The organism is Actinomyces lilanjuaniae (genome assembly GCF_003606385.1).
Taxonomy (GTDB): domain Bacteria; phylum Actinomycetota; class Actinomycetes; order Actinomycetales; family Actinomycetaceae; genus Actinomyces; species Actinomyces lilanjuaniae.
The window spans coordinates 1,499,059-1,517,474 of record NZ_CP032514.1 but is presented as its reverse complement, the minus strand read 5'-3'; the positions used below and the strand labels follow the sequence as shown (position 1 = coordinate 1,517,474).

Below are 18,416 nucleotides of genomic sequence, written 5' to 3'. Positions count from 1 at the left end.
GAGGATCTCCCTGATCCTAGGTGCTGCTGGTCATAAGTCCGTCCTGAGCGGTAGTACGGGGGATGTGCGGGCAAGCCTGACAGGCCCCCTCGAGGTGCACGGTGCTAGAGGGGCACATTGTCATGCTTCTTGGGAGAAGCGGGTCTCGCCTCGTTCTTGGCACTCAGCGCCGCCAGGGAGTCAACAATAACCGTCCGGGTGTCCTCCGGGGCGATCACGGCGTCGATCTCACCGATAGCGACTGCCTTGTCAGGGTTGATGACCGACTCGGTGTACTCGGTGGTCAGACGCTCCTGCTCGGCGGCGGCAGCCTCCTCGCCCTGCTCCTGTCGCACACGCGCGAGGTCTCTGCGGTGGATGATGCCGACGGCCCCGGCCGCACCCAGTACCGCGATCTCGGCACCGGGCCAGCAGAAGTTGAGGTCCGCTCCGATCGCCTTGGAGCCCATGACGATGTAGGCACCGCCGTAGGCCTTGCGCAGGACCACCGTGACCAGGGGGACGGTAGCGGTGGCGTAGGCGTTGATGACCTTTGCCCCCCGGCGGATGATGCCGGCGTGCTCCTGCTCGGCTCCGGGGCGGTAGCCGGGCACGTCCACAAAGGTCACCACCGGAAGCCCGAAGGCGTCACAGAACCGGACGAAGCGCGCCAGCTTCTCCGAGGAGTTCACGTCCAGGGTCCCAGCGTCCACCAGGGGCTGGTTAGCCACGATCCCCGTGGGGCGTCCCCCGAAGCAGGCAAAGCCCACCACGACGTTGCCCGCGAACTCCTCCTGGACCTGGACCAGCTCGCCGTGGTCGACCAGGGCCGAGATGACCTCGACGACGTCATAGGCCTGCCGGGTCGAGGAGGGCACCAGGGTCCCTACCTCCCGGGCAGCCTGAGCGTCCGCCTCGGAGTCCTGCTCCTCATAGGAGTAGCGGGGCGCCTCCAGCTCGGCCGAGGAGGGCAGATAGGCCAGCAGGGTGCGAACCTGCCCCAGCGCGTCGGCCTCGTCCTCGGCCACGTAGTGCACCACGCCCGATACGGAGCCGTGGATACGTGCTCCGCCCAGGTCCTCGGCGCTGATAGACTCCCCGGTCACGGCGCGGACCACGTCCGGTCCGGTCACGAACATATGGGAGGCCTCGCGGGTAGCGATGACGAAGTCGGTCAGGGCCGGGCTGTAGACCGCGCCTCCGGCGCACGGACCAAGGATGACGCTGATCTGGGGCACGAGCCCGGAGGCGGCACAGGTCCGGTTGAAGATCCGGCCGTATTGGCGCAGCGCCCCCACCCCCTCCTGGATCTTGGCACCGCCGGAGTCGATCAGGCCGATCACGGGGACGCGCAGCCGCAGGGCGTCGTCCAGCAGGCGGACGATCTTGTCCCCCTCGACCGTGCCCAGGGCACCGCCTGACACGGAGAAGTCCTGGGAGTAGACAGCCACCTGGCGGCCGTCGATCTGTCCGAAGCCGGTGACCACGCCTGAGGGGCGAGCATGGTCACCGGCCCCGGAGCCGCTGTAGCGACCAATCTCCAGGAAGCTGGAGTCGTCGAGAAGGTCGTCGATGCGCTCACGCGCAGTCCGCTTGCCCTTGGCGTGCTGCCTCTGGGCGGCACGCTCCTCGGCCTCGCGGTCAACCCTGGCCATACGCTCGCGGAACGCTGTGGTCACCGCGGAGTCCGCCATGGAGCCGCCCCCGGCGGCCGTTGCCTCTGCACCGGTTGACGGTGCTGTCGCGTTGCTGGTCACGGCTCAGGCCTCCTTGCTGGTGGTGTCGGTGCTGTCAGAGTTGCCAGCGCTGTCAGGGCTGTCGCTGGCAGCAGCCAGGTTGACCAGGACCTCCCCGGCGGAGACGGTGCGCCCCGCACTGACGGGAATGTCCTTGACGGCGCCGTCATAGGGGGCGTGGACGTAGTTCTCCATCTTCATGGACTCCAATACCACCAACAGGTCCCCCTCGTACACCTGCTGACCGGGCTCCACGCAGATACGGGTCACGATCGCCTGCATCGGGGCAGCGATCGACCCCGACTCGGAGCCCAAGGCGTCAGCACCCGCGCCCCCTGGTCTGGAGGAGCGGGCAGCACCCGCCGATCCACGGGAGCGCAGAGGCTGCATACGCCGTCCCCGAGATCCGACCCCCTGCCCCGGTGCGGAGGCAGTGAGGATCCCGTCCGGCAGCGTCAGCTGCACGCGACGGCCGTTGACCTCAATGACGTACTGGGAACGTGTCCGGGGCGAGGAGGGCGGCTCGGCCTGGACACCCGCCGCCGCGGGCGGGTTCTGGGCCAGGGCCGGGAGCACCTCGTTCTCGATCCACCGGGTCGTGACCCCGAGGCGGCCCTCCCGGTCCGGGTAGGTGAAGGCCTCCCGGCCGAGGACCTCCTCGTGCAGGGACGTGCACACGGTCACGCCCTCCACGACGGTCTCCCGCAGCGCCCTGCGCGCCCGGGCCAGGGCCTGGTCACGGGTGGAGCCGGTCACGACGATCTTGGCGAGCATCGGATCGAACATCGGGGTGACCACGTCTCCCTCGGTCACGCCTGACTCGATCCTGATACCCGGCCCCGCTGGCCAGCGCAGTCGGGTAATGGCCCCGGTGGAGGGGGCCAGCCCTCGCGAGGGGTCCTCGCAGGTGACGCGCATCTCGAGGCAGTGCCCGCGAACCGTGCCAACCTCACCGAGGGGCTCCCCCTGGGCCAGCCGCAGCTGAAGCTCGACCAGGTCGGTGCCCGTGACCTCCTCCGAGACACAGTGCTCGACCTGGAGACGAGGATTGACCTCCAGGAACCACAGGTCGCCCTCGGGCGTAAGGAGGAACTCACAGGTAGCCACCCCCACGTAGTCCACTGCGTCCATGAGGCGGCGGGACGCCTCAACCAGGCGCTCGTGCAGGCCCGGTGGCAGGAAGGGGGCAGGAGCCTCCTCAAGAAGCTTCTGGTTGCGGCGCTGGAGAGTGCAGTCGCGGGTCGAGACCACAGCAAAGCCGCCGTGGGCGTCACGGGCGCACTGGGTCTCGACGTGCCGCGCCTTCTCCACAAACTTCTCCAGAATGAGGGTGGCGCTCCCTGCGGCCGCAGACTGGAGGGCGGGCGTGGAGCCCACCTCCTCGTCGGAACGCAGGACGGTGATGCCCCGGCCGCCACCACCGTCAGTGCGCTTGAGCGCGACGGGATAGCCATACCGGGCGGCGAACTGGGTGACCACCTGCGGGTCGGTCACCGGCTCCGTGACTCCAGGAACCGGCGCGACGGCAGCCGTCTCTGCGGTCTGGCGCGCACTCATCTTGTCCCCGAGCGCCTCCATCGCCGTGGGCGAGGGGCCGATCCATGTCAGGCCCGCCTTGATGACGGCCCGGGCGAAGGCGGCGTCCTCGGACAAGAACCCGTATCCGGGGTGGACAGCGTCCGCCCCCGTGGTACGGGCCAGCTCCAGGACCGCGTCAGCATCTGTGTAGGAGGACCCCTCGGGCAGGGCGTAGGCCTCGTCAGCGAGCTCTGCAGCCGGGCCCATGAGGTCCTCAGGGGTGTAGGGAAGAAGGGATGTCGCACCGAGGTCACGGACTGTGCGCACGACACGCAGGGCGATCTCACCACGGTTGGCGACAAGGATACGGGAGAGGGTCACCGATGTGCCTCCTTAAACTCATAAAACTCATAGTTGTCCCGCGTCCGCCCTGGTCCAGGTCGTGCAGGCGTCCTTGACACCCACCAGCCTCGAGGCAGCCAGGCCGAGTCGTCCGAGGCCTGAGCAGCAGGACGTGCGGCCGACAGACGAGGCCCGCCTACCCGAGAACGCAGGGCGACGAACGTCGGGCAAGCGCTATTAGGCGAGACGTTACGGGATGACGCCCCCGGAATCCATTTGTGGAAACCTCACAAAGAAGCCCGCAGGTGTTGGGGTGGGAGGCGAGAGGCTATGCACGGCGCGGCGCAACAGAGTCGAGAAAGGCCTCTCTCTGACCCTCTCGCGAACTTGAGGTTTCCCACAATGAGTGCGGACACCCTCTCCTTTGGACACATCTACCACACCAACCCCTTAGACCACACAAGTCACTTGCTGCGTCGCGGTCGATCAGGCTCGCACTGTGTGGCTGCGCAAGTGATCGTGCAAGCGGCCGCACACTGACCGCGTGGTCTCAGCAGCAGTGCCTCCCGGCAAGGCTCCGCAGCTCGGAGATCGCCGCCTGGGCGTCCTGTGCCCGGTAGACCGCGGACCCGGCCACGAACACCTCCGCTCCCGCCTCAGCCGCTCGCTCGATGGTCTGAGGGGTGATGCCGCCGTCGACCTGGAGGCGTATCCCGGCACTGCCCACGAGCCGACGGGCACGCTCGATCTTGGCCAGCATCGGCTCCAGGAAGCGCTGACCGCCGAAACCGGGCTCGACGGTCATAACGAGCAGGAGGTCGAAGTCCTGCACGACGTCCGCCACGGCCTCGACGCTGGTCGCCGGCCTCAGCGCCAGCCCTGCCCGCGCGCCCAGGCGGTGCAGCTCGTGGGCCAGACGCACAGGAGCCGCCGCCGCCTCGGCGTGCACGGTGACCACGTCGCACCCCGACTCCGCGTAGGCTGGCGCCCAGCGGTCAGGGTCCTCGATCATGAGGTGGGCGTCCACCGGAAGCGACGTCGTCGCCAGCACCGCTTCCACGACAGGCATGCCCCAGGACAGGTTGGGCACAAAGTGGTTGTCCATGACGTCGACGTGCACGCCGTCGGCGCTGCTGACCCGGGCCAGCTCATCGGCAAGGTGGGCGATGTCGCAGTTGAGGATTGAGGGGTGGATCGCTGGTGACCTCATCGTGGCTCCTGGGCTAAGGGTAGTCGCCTGCCGGAAGGCTGGGCGCGGTCAGGCGGAGGGACTGGCAGCCGCGGCACCGGGCCGGGGCGGGGAGGCGGCTGGCGCCGCCGGACGCAGCAGGGTGCAGAACATGGCGTCGGTGCCGTCCAGGTGCGGCCACAGCTGCAGCATCGGACGGGACGCCTCCGCGGGCGGATGAGGAGAGACCTCGGCGCAGAGGCGTCCGGCGTGCAGGACCTCGACGACCTTGTCCTCCCGTTCCAGGTGCCGCAGGACGTCCTGGACGACCAGGACCGTCTCCAGCACGTGGGGAGAGCAGGTGACGTAGGCGACGACTCCCCCGGGGCGCACGGCAGACAGCGCGCTGGAGAGCAGCTCGCGCTGGAGAGCGGCGAGCCCGACCACGTCGGCCTGGGTGCGCCGCCACCGGGACTCGGGGCGGCGCCGCAGGGAGCCCAGCCCCGAGCACGGCGCGTCAACCAGCACGCGGTCGTAGTGCCCCGGCTCCTCCTTGCCGATGTCGCGTCCGTCGCCACTGCGGACCTCGACAGTACCCGGTGGTAGCGCGCGGATAGAGTCCCGCACCAGGTCAGCCCGGTGGGCGGCAGGCTCGTTAGCCACCAGGTGCGCGCCCCTCTGGGCGGCCAGGGAGCCCAGCAGCGCCGCCTTGCCCCCGGGACCGGCGCACATGTCGAGCCAACGGGAGTCACTGCCATCAATGCCAGCCCGGGCCAGCAGGAGAGCCACCAGCTGGCTGCCCTCGTCCTCCACGCCAGCCCGGGCCTGGGCGACCGCGGTGACCCTCCCAGGGTCTCCCCCCTCCATGACGACGGCCAGGGGGCTGACACGCCCGGCCTGCGCCCGCTGCCCGGGGTCGGAGGAGGCCTCATCCACGAGCGCGGGGACCGAGACGAGCCCAGGACGTGCGCACAGCACCACCTCAGGGTCCTGGTTGTCCGCCGACAGCAGGTCGCCCAGCTCCTCGGCAGACCTGCCGTGCGCAAGAAGTGCCTGTCGCATGGCCTTGACAACCCACAGCGGGTGGGACTCGGTAGCCGCCAGCGCCTCCAGGTCATGGTTCGTGTCCTGGCGCAGCCGGGCGAGCCACTCCCCAGGGGCCTGCGCCCCACGCGGCGCAGCACCGCGTTGACCAGTCCCGAGGCCCGGCGTCCCGACGTGCCCCCACCAGGTCCACCGAGGTCGACACGGCGGCGTGGGCCGGGACGCGCATCCCCAGGAGCTGGTGCGCCCCAAGGCGCAGGACGTCAAGGACGACGCCGTCCAGCGTGGCGATCGGCTGGTCAAGGCACAGGCCGATAATGGCGTCGTAGCGGCCTTGGAGGCGTAGCGTCCCGTAGGTCAGGGCGGTGACGAAGCCAGCGTCGAGCCGGCTCAGCCGGGCCTCCTTGACCAGGGAGGGCAGCACGAGGTTGGCGAAGGCGCCCTCGGTGCGCACCCTGGTCAGGACCTCCAGGGCGATGGCGCGGGCGGGATCAGCCTGCCGTGGTCCCCGTGGACGTCCTGGTGCGCCGAAGCCGGCCGGGTCGTGGGTGCCGTCTCTGCGCGAGGAGGCCCTGGACGGCCCGCCGCGCCGAGGCCGTTGCCCCCGCTGGCCACGGGACGGGACTGGTAGGTCACGGCCGCTGTGTGCGGGCATCACGACACCGCCTCGTCCTCGACGCGCGGCTCAGTCCCCAGAAAACTGCCCTGCGGCGGACGCGCTCCTCGCGCCCAGTCCTCGGCGTCCATCCAGCTCCTCCCCGCTGGTGCCACCCTGCCCAGACGCACGGCGCAGCTACCGGTACCGACAAGGACCTCGTGCTTGGAGACACGCAGCTGACCGGGCTGGAGGACGGTGTCCGGCGGTACCGGGACGACGCTGCCCAGAAGCAGCCTCCTGCCCTGGAAGGTGGTGTAGGCACCTGGGGCCGGGGTGACGCCCCGGACCTGGCGCGCCACGGTCGAGGCCTCCTCAGCCCAGCGGATACGCCCCTCCTCCGCGGTGAGCGCGGGAGCCAGGGTGGCCCTGGACCCGTCCTGGGGCTGCGCCCGGGCCGTGCCCTCTGCCAGACAGCGCAGCACGTCGAGGACGAGGGGGGCGCCTGTGGCGGCCAGGCGTCCCAGGAGGTCACCGCTGGTGTCCTGGGGGCCGACCGGCTCCGGGAGCCTGGCGTATACCGGCCCGCTGTCCAGCCCCTCCTCCAGCCGGAACACGCTGACGCCTGTGACCTCCTCACCTGCGAGAACAGCACGCTGGACAGGAGCGGCCCCCCTCCAGCTGGGCAGCAGGGAGAAGTGGAGGTTGAGCCACCCGTGGTCAGGCACCTCCAGCAGCGTCGGCGGCACCAGCCGGCCGTAGGCCACCACGACGGCGACCCCGAGGTCCAGGGAGCGGACCCACTCACCCACGCCCGGATCCCTCAAGGTGGTGGGAGTACGTACATCCAGTCCCGCCTTCCGGGCCAGGGCCGCGACGGGAGAGGGCTGTAGTGCCCGCCCTCGTCCCCGGCGCGCGTCCGGCCGGGTGAGGACCCCGACCACCTCGTGCTCAGAGTCCAGGAGGGCGTGCAGGCAGGGAAGAGCTGTCTCGGGGGTTCCGGCGAACAGGACGCGCATAGGTCACACTCTACGAGGTCTGTGAGGTCCCGAGGCTTGTCGACCTACAGGTCGACCTGCAGACCCGCGCGTCCTGGACTCGCCCTTCACGCCAAAGTCTGGTACGCTCGTACCACTTCAAGGCGCGAGCCCCACGGCTGTGCTGGCCGGTACCAGGCAGCGCGCGGCGCGCACCGACAGTCTTGGCACACCGTCGTGCCAGAGAGGGAATCATGAGTTTCTCTGTGGACTCCGAGATCGGCAGGCTCAGGCAGGTTATCTTGCACCGGCCGGGACGCGAGATGCTGAGGCTGACCCCGCAGAACAAGGACAGTCTCCTGTTTGACGACGTCTTGTGGCTGGAGAGGGCGCAGCAGGAGCACGACCAGCTGGCCCGCACTCTCACCGACCGGGGAGTCGAGGTCCTCTACCTCGGCGACCTGCTCGCCCAGACCCTGGAGGTCGCCGAGGCCCGCGACTTCGTCCTGGCCAACACGTTCAACGAGAACACCTGCGGCCCCCGGGCCGCCGAGGCCCTGCACGGGCTTATGCAGGGGCTGCCCGCCGCGGAGCTGGCCGAGATCCTCGTCGCGGGCGCCACCAGGCGCGAGCTCCAGGAGCGGGTGCCCGTCGCGGACTCCCTGGTCCTGTCCCTCCTGGAGGATGACGACCTCCTGCTCGCTCCGCTGACCAACCACCTGTTCACCAGGGACACCTCCTGCTGGGTGTACGGCGGGGTGTCCATCAACTCCATGACCAAGCAGGCCCGTCGGCGTGAGACCGTCAACTACCAGGCCATCTACCGATGGCACCCCTTCTTCGCTGACCAGGAGTTCCCGGTGTGGTCCGAGGGGCTCGCGGCGGGGCCTGCTACCGTGGAGGGAGGCGACGTCGAGGTCATCGGCAACGGCGCCGTCCTCGTAGGAGTCTCCGAGCGTACCTGTCCCCAGGGCGTCGAGAGGCTGGCCTCACGGCTGTTCACCAGCGGGGAGGTCTCCCAGGTGATCGCTGTGGAGATGAGCAGGAACCGGGCCCAGATGCACCTGGACACCGTCATGACAATGGTTGACGTCGGCACCTTCGTCAAGTACGCCGACCTGGGAATGCTTCCCACCGTGACCCTGCGTCCCGACGGGGCGGGAATGAGCGTGACACGTCACGCTCCCGAGGACATGCACCGTGTCATTGCCCAGGCCCTGGGCCTGGACGACCTGAAGGTGCTCACCACCCCCCAGGACAGCCTGGCCGCTGCCCGCGAGCAGTGGGACGACGGCTGCAACACCCTGGCCGTCTCCCCCGGTGTCGTCGTCACCTATGAGCGCAACGTGGCGACCAACGACTACCTCGCCAGCAACGGGATCGAGGTGCTGCCGGTTCCTGGCTCCGAGCTCGGCCGGGGACGCGGCGGTCCTCACTGCATGAGCTGCCCCGTCCTGCGTGACCCGGTCCCGGCTCTCTAGGCAGGACCTGCCGGGGCTCACTAGGATACTCGCTCCCTCACTGCTCTCTTTCCCCCAAGCAGCACCTATTATCACCAAGGAGAAGTGATGACCCACCACCCACTGCACAACCGCAGCTTCCTCAAGGAGCTCGACTTCACCGCCGAGGAGTGGAAGTCCCTGCTCGACCTGTCCGCACAGCTCAAGGCGGACAAAAAGGCGGGACGCGAGGTCAGGCGCCTGGTGGGCAAGAACATCGCCCTCATCTTCGAGAAGACCTCCACGCGCACCCGCTGCTCCTTCGAGGTCGCCGCCTACGACCAGGGTGCGCAGGTCACCTACCTGGATCCCTCGGGTAGCCAGATGGGTCACAAGGAGTCTGTCGCCGACACTGCCCGCGTACTCGGCCGCTTCTACGACGGGATCGAGTTCCGCGGCAAGAAGCAGGAGCACGTCGAGCAGCTTGCCGCCCTGTCCGGGGTCCCGGTGTGGAACGGCCTGACCGACGAGTGGCACCCCACCCAGATGCTCGCCGACCAGCTCACCATGCTGGAGCACTCCGGCAAGCCCATTGAGGAGATCTCCTTCGCCTACCTGGGCGACGCCCGCAACAACGTCGCCAACTCCCTCCTGGTCGCTGCGGCTCTGACCGGCATGGATGTGCGCATGGTGGCCCCCGTCGAGCTGCAGACACCCCCCGAGGTCGTGGCCGAGGCGCAGCGCCTGGCCGAGTCCAGCGGCGCGAGGATCCTCATCACTGACAACGTCGCCAAGGGCGTGGCCGGGGTGGACTTCCTCTACACCGACGTGTGGGTCTCCATGGGCGAGGCCAAGGAGGTCTGGGACGAGCGCATCGCCCTGCTACGGCCCTACCAGGTCAACGCTGCGCTCGTGGAGACCACGGGCAACCCTGACGTGAAGTTCCTCCACTGCCTGCCGGCCTTCCACGATCGCAACACCACTGTCGGCGAGGACATCTTTGTCAAGACCGGCATGGACGGCCTGGAGGTCACCGACGACGTCTTCGAGTCGGAGCACAACGTGGCCTTCGACCAGGCGGAGAACCGTATGCACACGATCAAGGCCGTCATGGTCGCGACCCTGGGCGAGTGGGACTGAGCATGCGTGTCGTAGCCGCACTAGGAGGTAACGCCCTTCTGCGTCGTGGTGACAAACCAGACGCCCGTATCCAGATCGCCAACGTGGAGCGCGCCGCTGGCCAGCTCGCCAGGCTGGCCAGGGACCACGAGCTCGTCGTCACCCACGGCAACGGACCCCAGGTGGGTGTCCTGGCCCTGGAGTCGGCCAACGACGACCGGCTGAGCGAGCCCTACCCCTTCGACACCCTCGGTGCCCAGACCCAGGGGATGATCGGCTACTGGCTGCTCCAGGCCCTGCGCAACGAGCTGGGGCAGCGTGAGGTGGCCGCCCTGGTCAACCAGACCCGTGTCCGGGCCGACGACCCGGCCTTCGCCAGTCCGACAAAGTTTGTCGGAGAGGTCTACGACGAGGCGACCGCAAGGCGGCTGGCGCGCGAGCGCGGCTGGCAGGTCCGGGCCGACGGTGAGCACTTCCGCCGGGTGGTGGGCTCTCCCGAGCCCCAGGAGGTCGTCGAGACCGAGACGGTCCGTGCCCTGGTAGACGCCGGGACGGTGGTCATCTGTGCCGGAGGAGGAGGTGTGCCGGTCGTCCGTGACGAGGCGGGCAGGCTCACCGGTGTCGAGGCTGTCATCGACAAGGACCTCACCGCCTCGGTCCTCGCCCGGGCACTGGGGGCCGACGCTCTGCTCATCCTCACCGACGTCGACGGGGTCCTCACCGACTTCGGCACCCCCAGCCAGCAGCGCCTCAGCCGCACCACTCCCGACGTGCTGCGCAGCATGGGCCTGCCAGCAGGATCCATGGGCCCCAAGGTTGAGGCGGTGAGCCGCTTTGTCGAGGCCACCGGCGGCATGGCTGCCATCGGACGCCTGGAGGACGCCACTAGGCTCCTCACGGGCGAGTCCGGAACCCTCGTCACCCAGGACGGGAGCAGGCACGAGCCACGGGCCGCCTGACCGACAAGAGTCGTGCCGCGCACAGGAGAGGAGGCGATGCCGACCCGCCACACCGTATGGCACGCACGGTGCCCTTGCCCCGGCCCTCCGGGAACGGGCACGCCACCTGTCAACGTGAACCAAGCACAAGGAAGTGACAACAATGACCAAGATCGTCAGCTCGTGGAACGACTTCGACCCGCTCAAGCACGTCATCGTGGGCCGCGCTGACTTCTCCGTCATCCCCCCGGAGGAGCCTGCTACCTCTGAGAAGGTTCCGATCGACTCCGAGATGCGTGGGATGTGGGGGCCGCGCCCCACCGCCACGGTCGAGGCCGCCAACGAGCAGCTGGACAACTACGTCAAGATCCTTGAGGGTCTGGGCGTCAAGGTTGACCGGCCGACGCCGCTGCAGTGGAACCAGGCGATCACCACGCCTGACTTCCGCACCGAGTCCGGTATGACGCAGATGCCTCCGCGCGACATCCTGCTGACTATCGGCAACGAGATCATGTCCTCGGCGAACTCCTTCCGCTGTCGCTACTTCGAGTACCTGGCCTACTGGCCGCTCATGAACGACTACTTCGACAACGACCCGGAGTTCAAGTGGACCCAGGCGCCTCGCCCGCGTCTGACCGACAAGTCCTACAAGCACAACTACTACGACGAGCAGATCTCGCTGGAGGAGCGCCTGGAGCGCACCGCTGCCAAGGACTTCGTCACCACCGAGGTGGAGCCCATGTGGGACGCCGCCGACGTCATGCGTGTGGGCAAGGACCTGTTCATCCAGCACGGCCTGACCACCAACCGCAAGGCCATGGAGTGGTTCAAGCGCTACTACCCCGACCTGCGGGTGCACGCGGTGAACTTCCCTGGTGACCCCTACCCGATCCACATCGACGCGACCTTCGTGCCGCTGCGGCCGGGCCTGATCATCAACAACCCGCACCGCCGCCTGCCCGAGGAGCAGCGCAAGATCTTCGAGGCCAACGACTGGGAGATCGTCGACGCCGCCCAGCCGGCGCACGACACGCCCCCGCCGCTGTGCTACTCCTCCGTGTGGCTGTCCATGAACTGTCTGGTCATCGACCACAAGACCGTGTGCGTCGAGGCCAGCGAGGTCCACCAGATGGAGCAGATGGACAAACTGGGCATGAACGTCATCCCGGTTCCCTTCCGTGACGCCTACGCCTTTGGTGGCGGCCTGCACTGCGCGACCGCCGACGTCTACCGCGAGGGCACCTGCGAGGACTACTTCCCGAACCAGATCGAGGACCCGACCCTCGTCTGACTCGGCACCACCGGGGCGGTGGCCGTCAGGCCGCCGCCCCGGCCGCCCGTCCGCCCCAGGGCGCGCACCGGCACAGCTCTTCCCATCACTACAGACAGTACCCACCTGCCGAGAGGACCGAGCGGCAGTGGCGATAACCGCAAAGGAGCGGACGTTGGACTCAATGGGTCAAGCAAAGCTGAAGGGCTTTGCCTTCATGTTTCTTTCCTCCAGCCTCATGGGCGGCATCGGCGCGTTCGCCCGCTACATTGAGGCCCCGGGTATCTTCATCTCCTTCAACAGGAGCTTTGCAGGGTTCATCGGGATGACCCTGATCTTTGTCGCCACCCGTCGGTTCCACAAGTTCAAGGGGTTCCGCCTCACCCCGGCCGTCCTGCTGACCGGCGTGTTCCTCGGACTCCTGTCAGGGCTGTACGTCATGTCGACACAGATGACGACGCTGTCCAACGCGGCGTTCCTCATCTACACCGGCCCCATCTACTCGACGCTCCTGGCCACGATATTCCTCAAGGAGCCCTTCACCAGAACCACCGCCTTCTCCCTTGCCGCTGTGGTGGTGGGGTGCCTTATGATCATCGGTGTCATCAACTACACCGCCGAGGGTGGGCTCGACGTCAGCCTCAGCCTTGACCCGCAGTACATGGTGGGCAACCTCGTCGCCCTGGCCTCTGGCGTGGCCTACGGCCTGTTCCTGTTCTTCAGCCGCTACCGCACCGACGTCGACTCCGACGTCCGCTCCTACTGCAACTTCACGTTCGCCATCGTCACGCTGGGCGTCATCCTCATCTTCATGCGCCCCGACCTCAGTGAGATGACGACCCGCGGATGGCTGACCCTGGTGGTCGCCGCCTTCGTGACTGGCTTCGGCGCCTTCTTCTTCCTGACCGTCGCGTCACGAATCCTGCTGGCCGGGGAGCTGGCAACTATCTCCTACCAGGAGACGATTATGGCGACCCTGCTGGGCATGGTGCTGTTTAGCGAGCCCCTCACCCTCATGCAGGCGCTGGGTGGGGCGCTCATCATCACGGGCGGGGTGTCACAGATACTCTTCTCCACCAGGAGAAACAACGGCCAGGACAAGGAGGTCTCTGCCGTCAGCCGAGATGACGCGACCGGTGAGGACGATGACCAGGACGCCGTCACGAAGGCCCCGGCAGTGCTGAGCCAGCATCCGCGGTGACTCCGCGCCCCCGGTGGCGGCGTCCTGCGGTAGCGGTCCACTCGCCGCCGAGCACTCCTGCCTTCCGGGAGCCCACCGGGAACGAACCTTCCGCCTACCTGATAAGAAAAGGACTCTCACACATGACTGACGAGCACAGCATCACGCGGATGGACGCCTTCACCTACCGTCGGGTCCTGGCTGAGGAGGACCCCGTGGTCCTCATTCCTGTCGGGGCCATGGAGCAGCACGGACCGCACATGCCGATCAGCGTCGACGTCCTGCTGTCCACCAGGATCACCGAGCTCGTGGCCGAGGAGCTCGGGGCCGCCCTGGTCGCCCCCGCCGTCACCACCGGCTACAAGTCCCAGCAGCGGTCAGGGGGTGGAAACCACATCATCGGGTCCTTCGGCTTTGACGCCAGCACGGTCGTGTCGGTGTGCCAGACCCTGGTACGCGAGCTGGCGCGCCACGGTGCCCGGCGTATCGCCTTTGTCAACGGGCACTACGAGAACTACCAGTTCATCTACGAGGGCGTCGACCTGGCGCTGCGTGAGCTTGGCGGGCAGCGAGCCGGGGTCCAGGTCATGATGCTCTCCTACTGGGACTACGTCACTGACGACGTAATCTCGCGGCTCTACCCGGACGGCTTTCCTGGCTGGGACGTCGAGCACGGGGGTGTCATGGAGACCTCGCTCATGCTGGAGTACTTCCCCGACCTGGTCGCCATGGACCGGGTCATGGACCTTCCAGCCGCCCAGCTGCCCCTGTACGACCTGCTCCCCGTGGACCCAGGCCTGACCCCCGACTCCGGCTGCCTGTCGTCCGGGCGGCAGGCCAGTGCCGAGAAGGGCAGGGTGCTCGCCTCCTCCATCGTGCCGGGTATCGTCCAGGCGGTCCGCAACCGGCTGGAGGTGTAGCGCAGGTGTCGGGGCTCGTGGCCCGCCGCCTGTCAAGCCAGCCCTACCTGGACAGACCATGAGGGCAGACAACCAGGGTAGACCATGGCCCTGAGACAGACGGCGGGCCGCCTCTTCCCGTTGCTATATAGTTGCGGCCGACACGTTCACACAGTGCGGGTACCGCGGGTACTAGGCCTCTAGCCTCCGGGCCTGCGCTGCCAGCAGATGCCTCAGCTGCCTGCACCGAACGACGAGTACTCACAGGACTGGGACCAATGGGCACCACACCCTCTCATCACGCCACCGACGACCACAATGACACCAGTGCCGGTCCTGTCTCCAGGCCCTCGCCCCTGGCAGCGGGGTCAAGCCGACGCCGTGAGGACTGGACGGTCAAGACGGTCAGTCTCCTGCTTGTCAGCCTGGTCATTATCCTCACCGTAGCGCACGGCGACACCGCAGCCAGCGTCATCAGCTCCTTCAGGACCGCGGTCACCAGCAACTTTACCTGGTACTTCGTAGTCCTGGCCACGCTTGCCCTTCTCTTCTGCGTCTACATGGCTACAGGACGGCGTGGGGCCATTGTCCTGGGCGGCCGAGGCGCGAGACCCGAGTACGGCCGATTTGCCTGGTACTCCATGCTCTTCGCCTGCGGGCAGGGAATCGGGCTCATCTTCTGGTCCGTTGCCGAGCCTCTCCTGCTCCGGTCGGACAATCCTCTCAGCGACGTGGTCGGCACTGACGACACTGACGGCGCCCTGATCTGGACCTACTTCCACTGGGCGGTCCACGGGTGGGCCATCTACTGCGTCGTCGCCCTGTGCCTGGCCCTGTCGTTCCACAACCGAGGGTCCTTCATGACGTTCAGGGACGCTGTGACCGACATGTTCCCCGAGCGCGTCCGGGGCGTGGTCGGCGTGGTCGTGGAGACCACCGTCATCCTGGCCACCGTCTTCGGCCTGTCCACCTCCTTCGCCTTTGCCGCCATGCAGCTGTCCTCGGGCATCGGCCAGACCTTTGGTGGCGTCCCCGGCCCGGCCGTGCGCACCGTCGTGATCGGCGTCATCGGCCTCCTGGCGGCGCTCAGCGTCTACCTGGGCGTCGAGAAAGGCATGAGGAGGGTCAGCGAGGTCAACTCTGTGCTGAGCATCGTCCTCATGGCCGGGGTCCTTGTCGCAGGCCCGACGGTCTACCTGTTGTCCGTCCTCCCCCAGACGACCGGGCAGTACCTGTGGTCCATGTGGTGGATGGGAACGTGGACAGACGCCGCCTCGGCCGCCACCGCCCTGGAATCATGGGACTCCAGCTGGAACGGGACCTGGACGGTGTTCATCTGGTGCTGGTCCTGGGCCTTCTCCACCTTCGTCGGCTCCTTCATCGCACGCATCTCCCGGGGGCGCTCACTACGCGAGTTCGTTGTCGGGGTCCTGGGCATCCCCTCCCTGGTCTGTGTCGTGTGGATCGGGCTGCTGGGCGGGGCAGCGCTCTACTACGACGACGCCGGGCAGGGAGCCGTCAGCCGGGCCACGCAGCAGGACACCTCCCTGGGGCTCTTTGTCATGCTCGGCGAGATTCCCTACCGTCCGGTAGCCCTGGCGCTCCTCCTCATTGCCACCATACTGGTGGGAACGTACTACCTCACGTCGCTGGACTCCGGTATCCACGCGCTGAGTGGATTCGTCTCCTCCGCAGCGCAGCCGTCGAGGTTGTTCCGAGTGGCGCTAGTAGCAGGAATAGCCGGGATCGCTTTCCTGCTGCTCACTATCGGAGGCGAGACCGTTGTGGGAACCGTCCAGACAGGAACTATTATCGGGGCGCTCCCCTATACTGTGGTTACTTTACTCATGATGGCCAACACCTTTCGTCACGTCTCGCGGGAGACGCGTGCCGGGCAGGAACTGGGGGTGGAGATATAAAAGGGGCACGCGTTGCTGTTGCCGCCGACGCTGCCCACCGACGTCAATAGGGTTCCAAAATACCCTAGGCACTTACGGCACGTCCTGGGCGCAGCACGGCATCATACGCTATAGTATGACGAACTTCACCCATTAGGCTCCGCCGCGAAATTGACGGACGGATAACCTTTTCTGCCCGTCCGGACCCACGTCGCGGTCGGACGCCCCCAGACACTGGAGACCAGAGTCAGCATGACTGAATCCACGACACGTGCCGACATGCACGACAACCGCGCCCAAGCCTTAAGAAAGGCGGCAACGGCAAGCTTTATAGGCAACTTTATCGAGTGGTTCGACTATGCCTCCTACGGCTACCTGGCTGTTGTGATCGGTAGGGTATTCTTTCCCGAGAGCGACGAGTCGGTCCAAATCATGTCCTCCTTCGCGGTATTTGCCATGTCCTTCGTGCTGCGGCCAGTCGGGGCGGTAGTATGGGGGGCATGGGGCGACCGCAAGGGGCGCAGGTGGGCACTGTCGTGGTCCATCCTCCTGATGTCCGGCTCCACCTTCCTCATTGGGCTGCTGCCCGGCTACGCCACGATCGGCCTCGGCTCAGCCGTGGGCCTGCTCCTGCTGCGCATGGTCCAGGGCTTCTCCGCCTCCGGGGAGTACGCCGGCGCGGGCACCTTCCTCGCGGAGTACGCCCCCACCAGCCGACGCGGGATGTACACCAGCCTGGTTCCGGCCTCGACCGCGTGTGGACTGCTGGCCGGCTCCCTTATGGTCTCCGGTATGTTCGTGCTCCTCGACGACGCGGCGATGTCCTCCTGGGGATGGCGTGTCCCCTTCCTCCTGGCCGGACCCCTGGGGCTCATCGGGCGCTATATCCGTGTGCACCTGGAGGACTCACCCGTGTACCAGTCCATGGTCGAGGACATGGGCGCCGAGGACACGCAGGAGACCCCGGACCGGCCTGGGACACGGTGGGTGGAGCCGCTGCGTGAGCTGCTGGCCCACCACAAGCGCGAGACTCTCATCACCTTTGGTGTCTCCTGCCTCAACGCCGTCGCCTTCTACATGCTGCTGACCTACATGCCCACCTACGTCCACGAGGAGCTGGGCTTCTCCCAGGACACCGCCACGATGGCCACCTCCGCCATGCTTACGGTCTACATCGGCTCGATCTTCCTCATGGGACACCTGTCGGACTCCTTCGGGCGCCGCAAGATGCTCATCGCCGCGTGCCTCACCTTCATCGTGCTCACGGTCCCGCTGTTCGTCGTCATGATGAACGCCTCAGGGAACCTGCTGGTCGTCATCGCGTGCCAAATCGTCTTCGCGGTCGTCCTTACGGCCAACGACGGGACCCTGGCGACATTCCTGGCCGAGTCCTTCCCCACCAGCGTCCGCTACTCCGGGTTTGCCCTGTCCTTCAACGGCGCCAACGCGATCCTCGGAGGCACGACCCCCTTCATCGTGACCTGGCTCATCACAGCCACCGGGTCAGGACTGGCGCCGGCCGTCTACCTCACCGTTGTCTCCCTGGTCGCCCTGGTAGCGATCACCATGTCACGCACCCTCCACGGCTCTGAGCTCACGCAGGTTGGTGGACACCAGTCGTAGAGCCGACCCCGGAGGGGCTACGCGGGCAGGGACACAAGCAGCCGCACAGGCGTGGCCTGTCTCAGCGCCTACGCGGCACCTCTGTCCCGCCCTGGCCGAGGCAGACGCATCAGGCACAGTGTCATTGTCGATATAATTCGATATAAATGGGGCCGTAGCACCGACACCGTCTTACCGACACCGTCTTGGAGTGCCACCACCGCCGACAGCCAAGGAGCCCGTCATGACCGGTACCGGACCAGGAACGCAGGCTGGCGCGCCCTCCTCGTGGAGCACACGACCAGAGGCAGGCAGCACCTCGCGCGGGGAGGACCGCAAGCAGGCCATTACCGAGGCCGCTGCCGCTCTCATCCGTGAGGCAGGTCCTTCTGCCGTAAGCCACCGCAGCGTAGCCAGGCGGGCCGGGTGCTCGCTGTCTGCGACCACCTACTACTTTGATGGGCTCGACGACCTCCTCCACCAAGCAGGTCTGCTCAATATCGGGCTGTGGGCCTCGCGTGCTGAGCGCGTCGCTGACTGCGTGGAAGAGCTGGGCGAGACTCCCAGCCCCGCACGACGGATCGAGCTCCTGCTCCAGGCGACCCTCCCCAGCCACGGACGCTACCTGGGCCACTACCTCCAGCTCATCGGAGCGGGCAAGGTCGAGCCCGTGGAGCAGGCCTACCGGCAGGGTCGTCAGCGTCTCAACACT

Annotated in this window: 14 protein-coding genes and 1 pseudogene; 9 read left to right on the top strand and 6 right to left on the bottom strand. The window is 67.3% G+C overall.

Features of this window, described 5'->3' with window-relative positions:
• Nucleotides 1-104: 104 nt before the first annotated feature.
• From D5R93_RS06530 to fmt, 6 genes are all read right to left on the bottom strand, one after another.
• Nucleotides 105-1,673, bottom strand: coding sequence for an acyl-CoA carboxylase subunit beta (locus tag D5R93_RS06530; RefSeq protein WP_120205866.1), 1,569 nt, complete (start codon nucleotides 1,671-1,673; stop codon nucleotides 105-107).
• A 66-nt stretch (nucleotides 1,674-1,739) separates the two neighbouring features.
• The gene (locus D5R93_RS06525) at nucleotides 1,740-3,614 is read right to left on the bottom strand and encodes an ATP-binding protein (RefSeq protein ID WP_120204441.1); all 1,875 of its coding nucleotides are present in this window, start codon (nucleotides 3,612-3,614) and stop codon (nucleotides 1,740-1,742) included.
• 511 nt (nucleotides 3,615-4,125) lie between these two features.
• Nucleotides 4,126-4,785, bottom strand: a complete 660-nt coding sequence (gene rpe, locus D5R93_RS06520) for a ribulose-phosphate 3-epimerase (RefSeq protein ID WP_119835038.1) — start codon at nucleotides 4,783-4,785, stop codon at nucleotides 4,126-4,128.
• 48 nt (nucleotides 4,786-4,833) lie between these two features.
• Nucleotides 4,834-5,805 (bottom strand): RsmB/NOP family class I SAM-dependent RNA methyltransferase, encoded by a 972-nt coding sequence (locus tag D5R93_RS14030; protein ID WP_243106999.1) that lies wholly within the window; start codon nucleotides 5,803-5,805, stop codon nucleotides 4,834-4,836.
• Between the two features lie 52 nt (nucleotides 5,806-5,857).
• Nucleotides 5,858-6,442 (bottom strand): transcription antitermination factor NusB, encoded by a 585-nt coding sequence (locus D5R93_RS14025; protein WP_243107051.1) that lies wholly within the window; start codon nucleotides 6,440-6,442, stop codon nucleotides 5,858-5,860.
• On the bottom strand, nucleotides 6,442-7,401 hold the full coding sequence (gene fmt, locus D5R93_RS06510) for a methionyl-tRNA formyltransferase (protein WP_120204439.1): 960 nt from the start codon (nucleotides 7,399-7,401) through the stop codon (nucleotides 6,442-6,444). The genes D5R93_RS14025 and fmt overlap by 1 nt, the downstream gene beginning before the upstream one ends.
• A 212-nt stretch (nucleotides 7,402-7,613) precedes the next feature.
• Here fmt and D5R93_RS06505 point away from each other — a divergent pair, with 212 nt between their 5' ends.
• The 9 genes and pseudogenes from D5R93_RS06505 to D5R93_RS14020 all read left to right on the top strand — a co-directional run.
• On the top strand, nucleotides 7,614-8,840 hold the full coding sequence (locus tag D5R93_RS06505) for an arginine deiminase (RefSeq protein WP_119835035.1): 1,227 nt from the start codon (nucleotides 7,614-7,616) through the stop codon (nucleotides 8,838-8,840).
• A gap of 87 nt (nucleotides 8,841-8,927) precedes the next feature.
• Nucleotides 8,928-9,938, top strand: a complete 1,011-nt coding sequence (argF, locus tag D5R93_RS06500; protein ID WP_119835034.1) for an ornithine carbamoyltransferase — start codon at nucleotides 8,928-8,930, stop codon at nucleotides 9,936-9,938.
• 2 nt (nucleotides 9,939-9,940) lie between these two features.
• Nucleotides 9,941-10,876, top strand: coding sequence for a carbamate kinase (arcC, locus tag D5R93_RS06495; protein WP_119835033.1), 936 nt, complete (start codon nucleotides 9,941-9,943; stop codon nucleotides 10,874-10,876).
• Nucleotides 10,877-11,018: 142 nt separating this feature from the next.
• Complete coding sequence (locus D5R93_RS06490) at nucleotides 11,019-12,146, top strand: serine/threonine protein kinase (protein WP_119835032.1); 1,128 nt, start codon at nucleotides 11,019-11,021, stop codon at nucleotides 12,144-12,146.
• Between the two features lie 163 nt (nucleotides 12,147-12,309).
• Entirely contained in the window at nucleotides 12,310-13,326 is a 1,017-nt protein-coding gene (locus D5R93_RS06485) for a DMT family transporter (protein WP_259390573.1), read from the top strand.
• A 122-nt stretch (nucleotides 13,327-13,448) separates the two neighbouring features.
• Entirely contained in the window at nucleotides 13,449-14,225 is a 777-nt protein-coding gene (locus D5R93_RS06480; protein WP_120204436.1) for a creatininase, read from the top strand.
• 257 nt (nucleotides 14,226-14,482) lie between these two features.
• The gene (locus D5R93_RS06475; protein WP_119835030.1) at nucleotides 14,483-16,123 is read left to right on the top strand and encodes a BCCT family transporter; all 1,641 of its coding nucleotides are present in this window, start codon (nucleotides 14,483-14,485) and stop codon (nucleotides 16,121-16,123) included.
• A 231-nt stretch (nucleotides 16,124-16,354) separates the two neighbouring features.
• Nucleotides 16,355-17,725: an MFS transporter gene (locus D5R93_RS06470; protein ID WP_119835029.1), complete on the top strand. Its 1,371-nt coding sequence runs from the start codon at nucleotides 16,355-16,357 to the stop codon at nucleotides 17,723-17,725.
• A gap of 223 nt (nucleotides 17,726-17,948) precedes the next feature.
• Nucleotides 17,949-18,176 (top strand): annotated as a pseudogene (locus D5R93_RS14020) (TetR/AcrR family transcriptional regulator); the annotation flags it as partial.
• Between the last annotated feature and the right edge of the window lie 240 nt (nucleotides 18,177-18,416).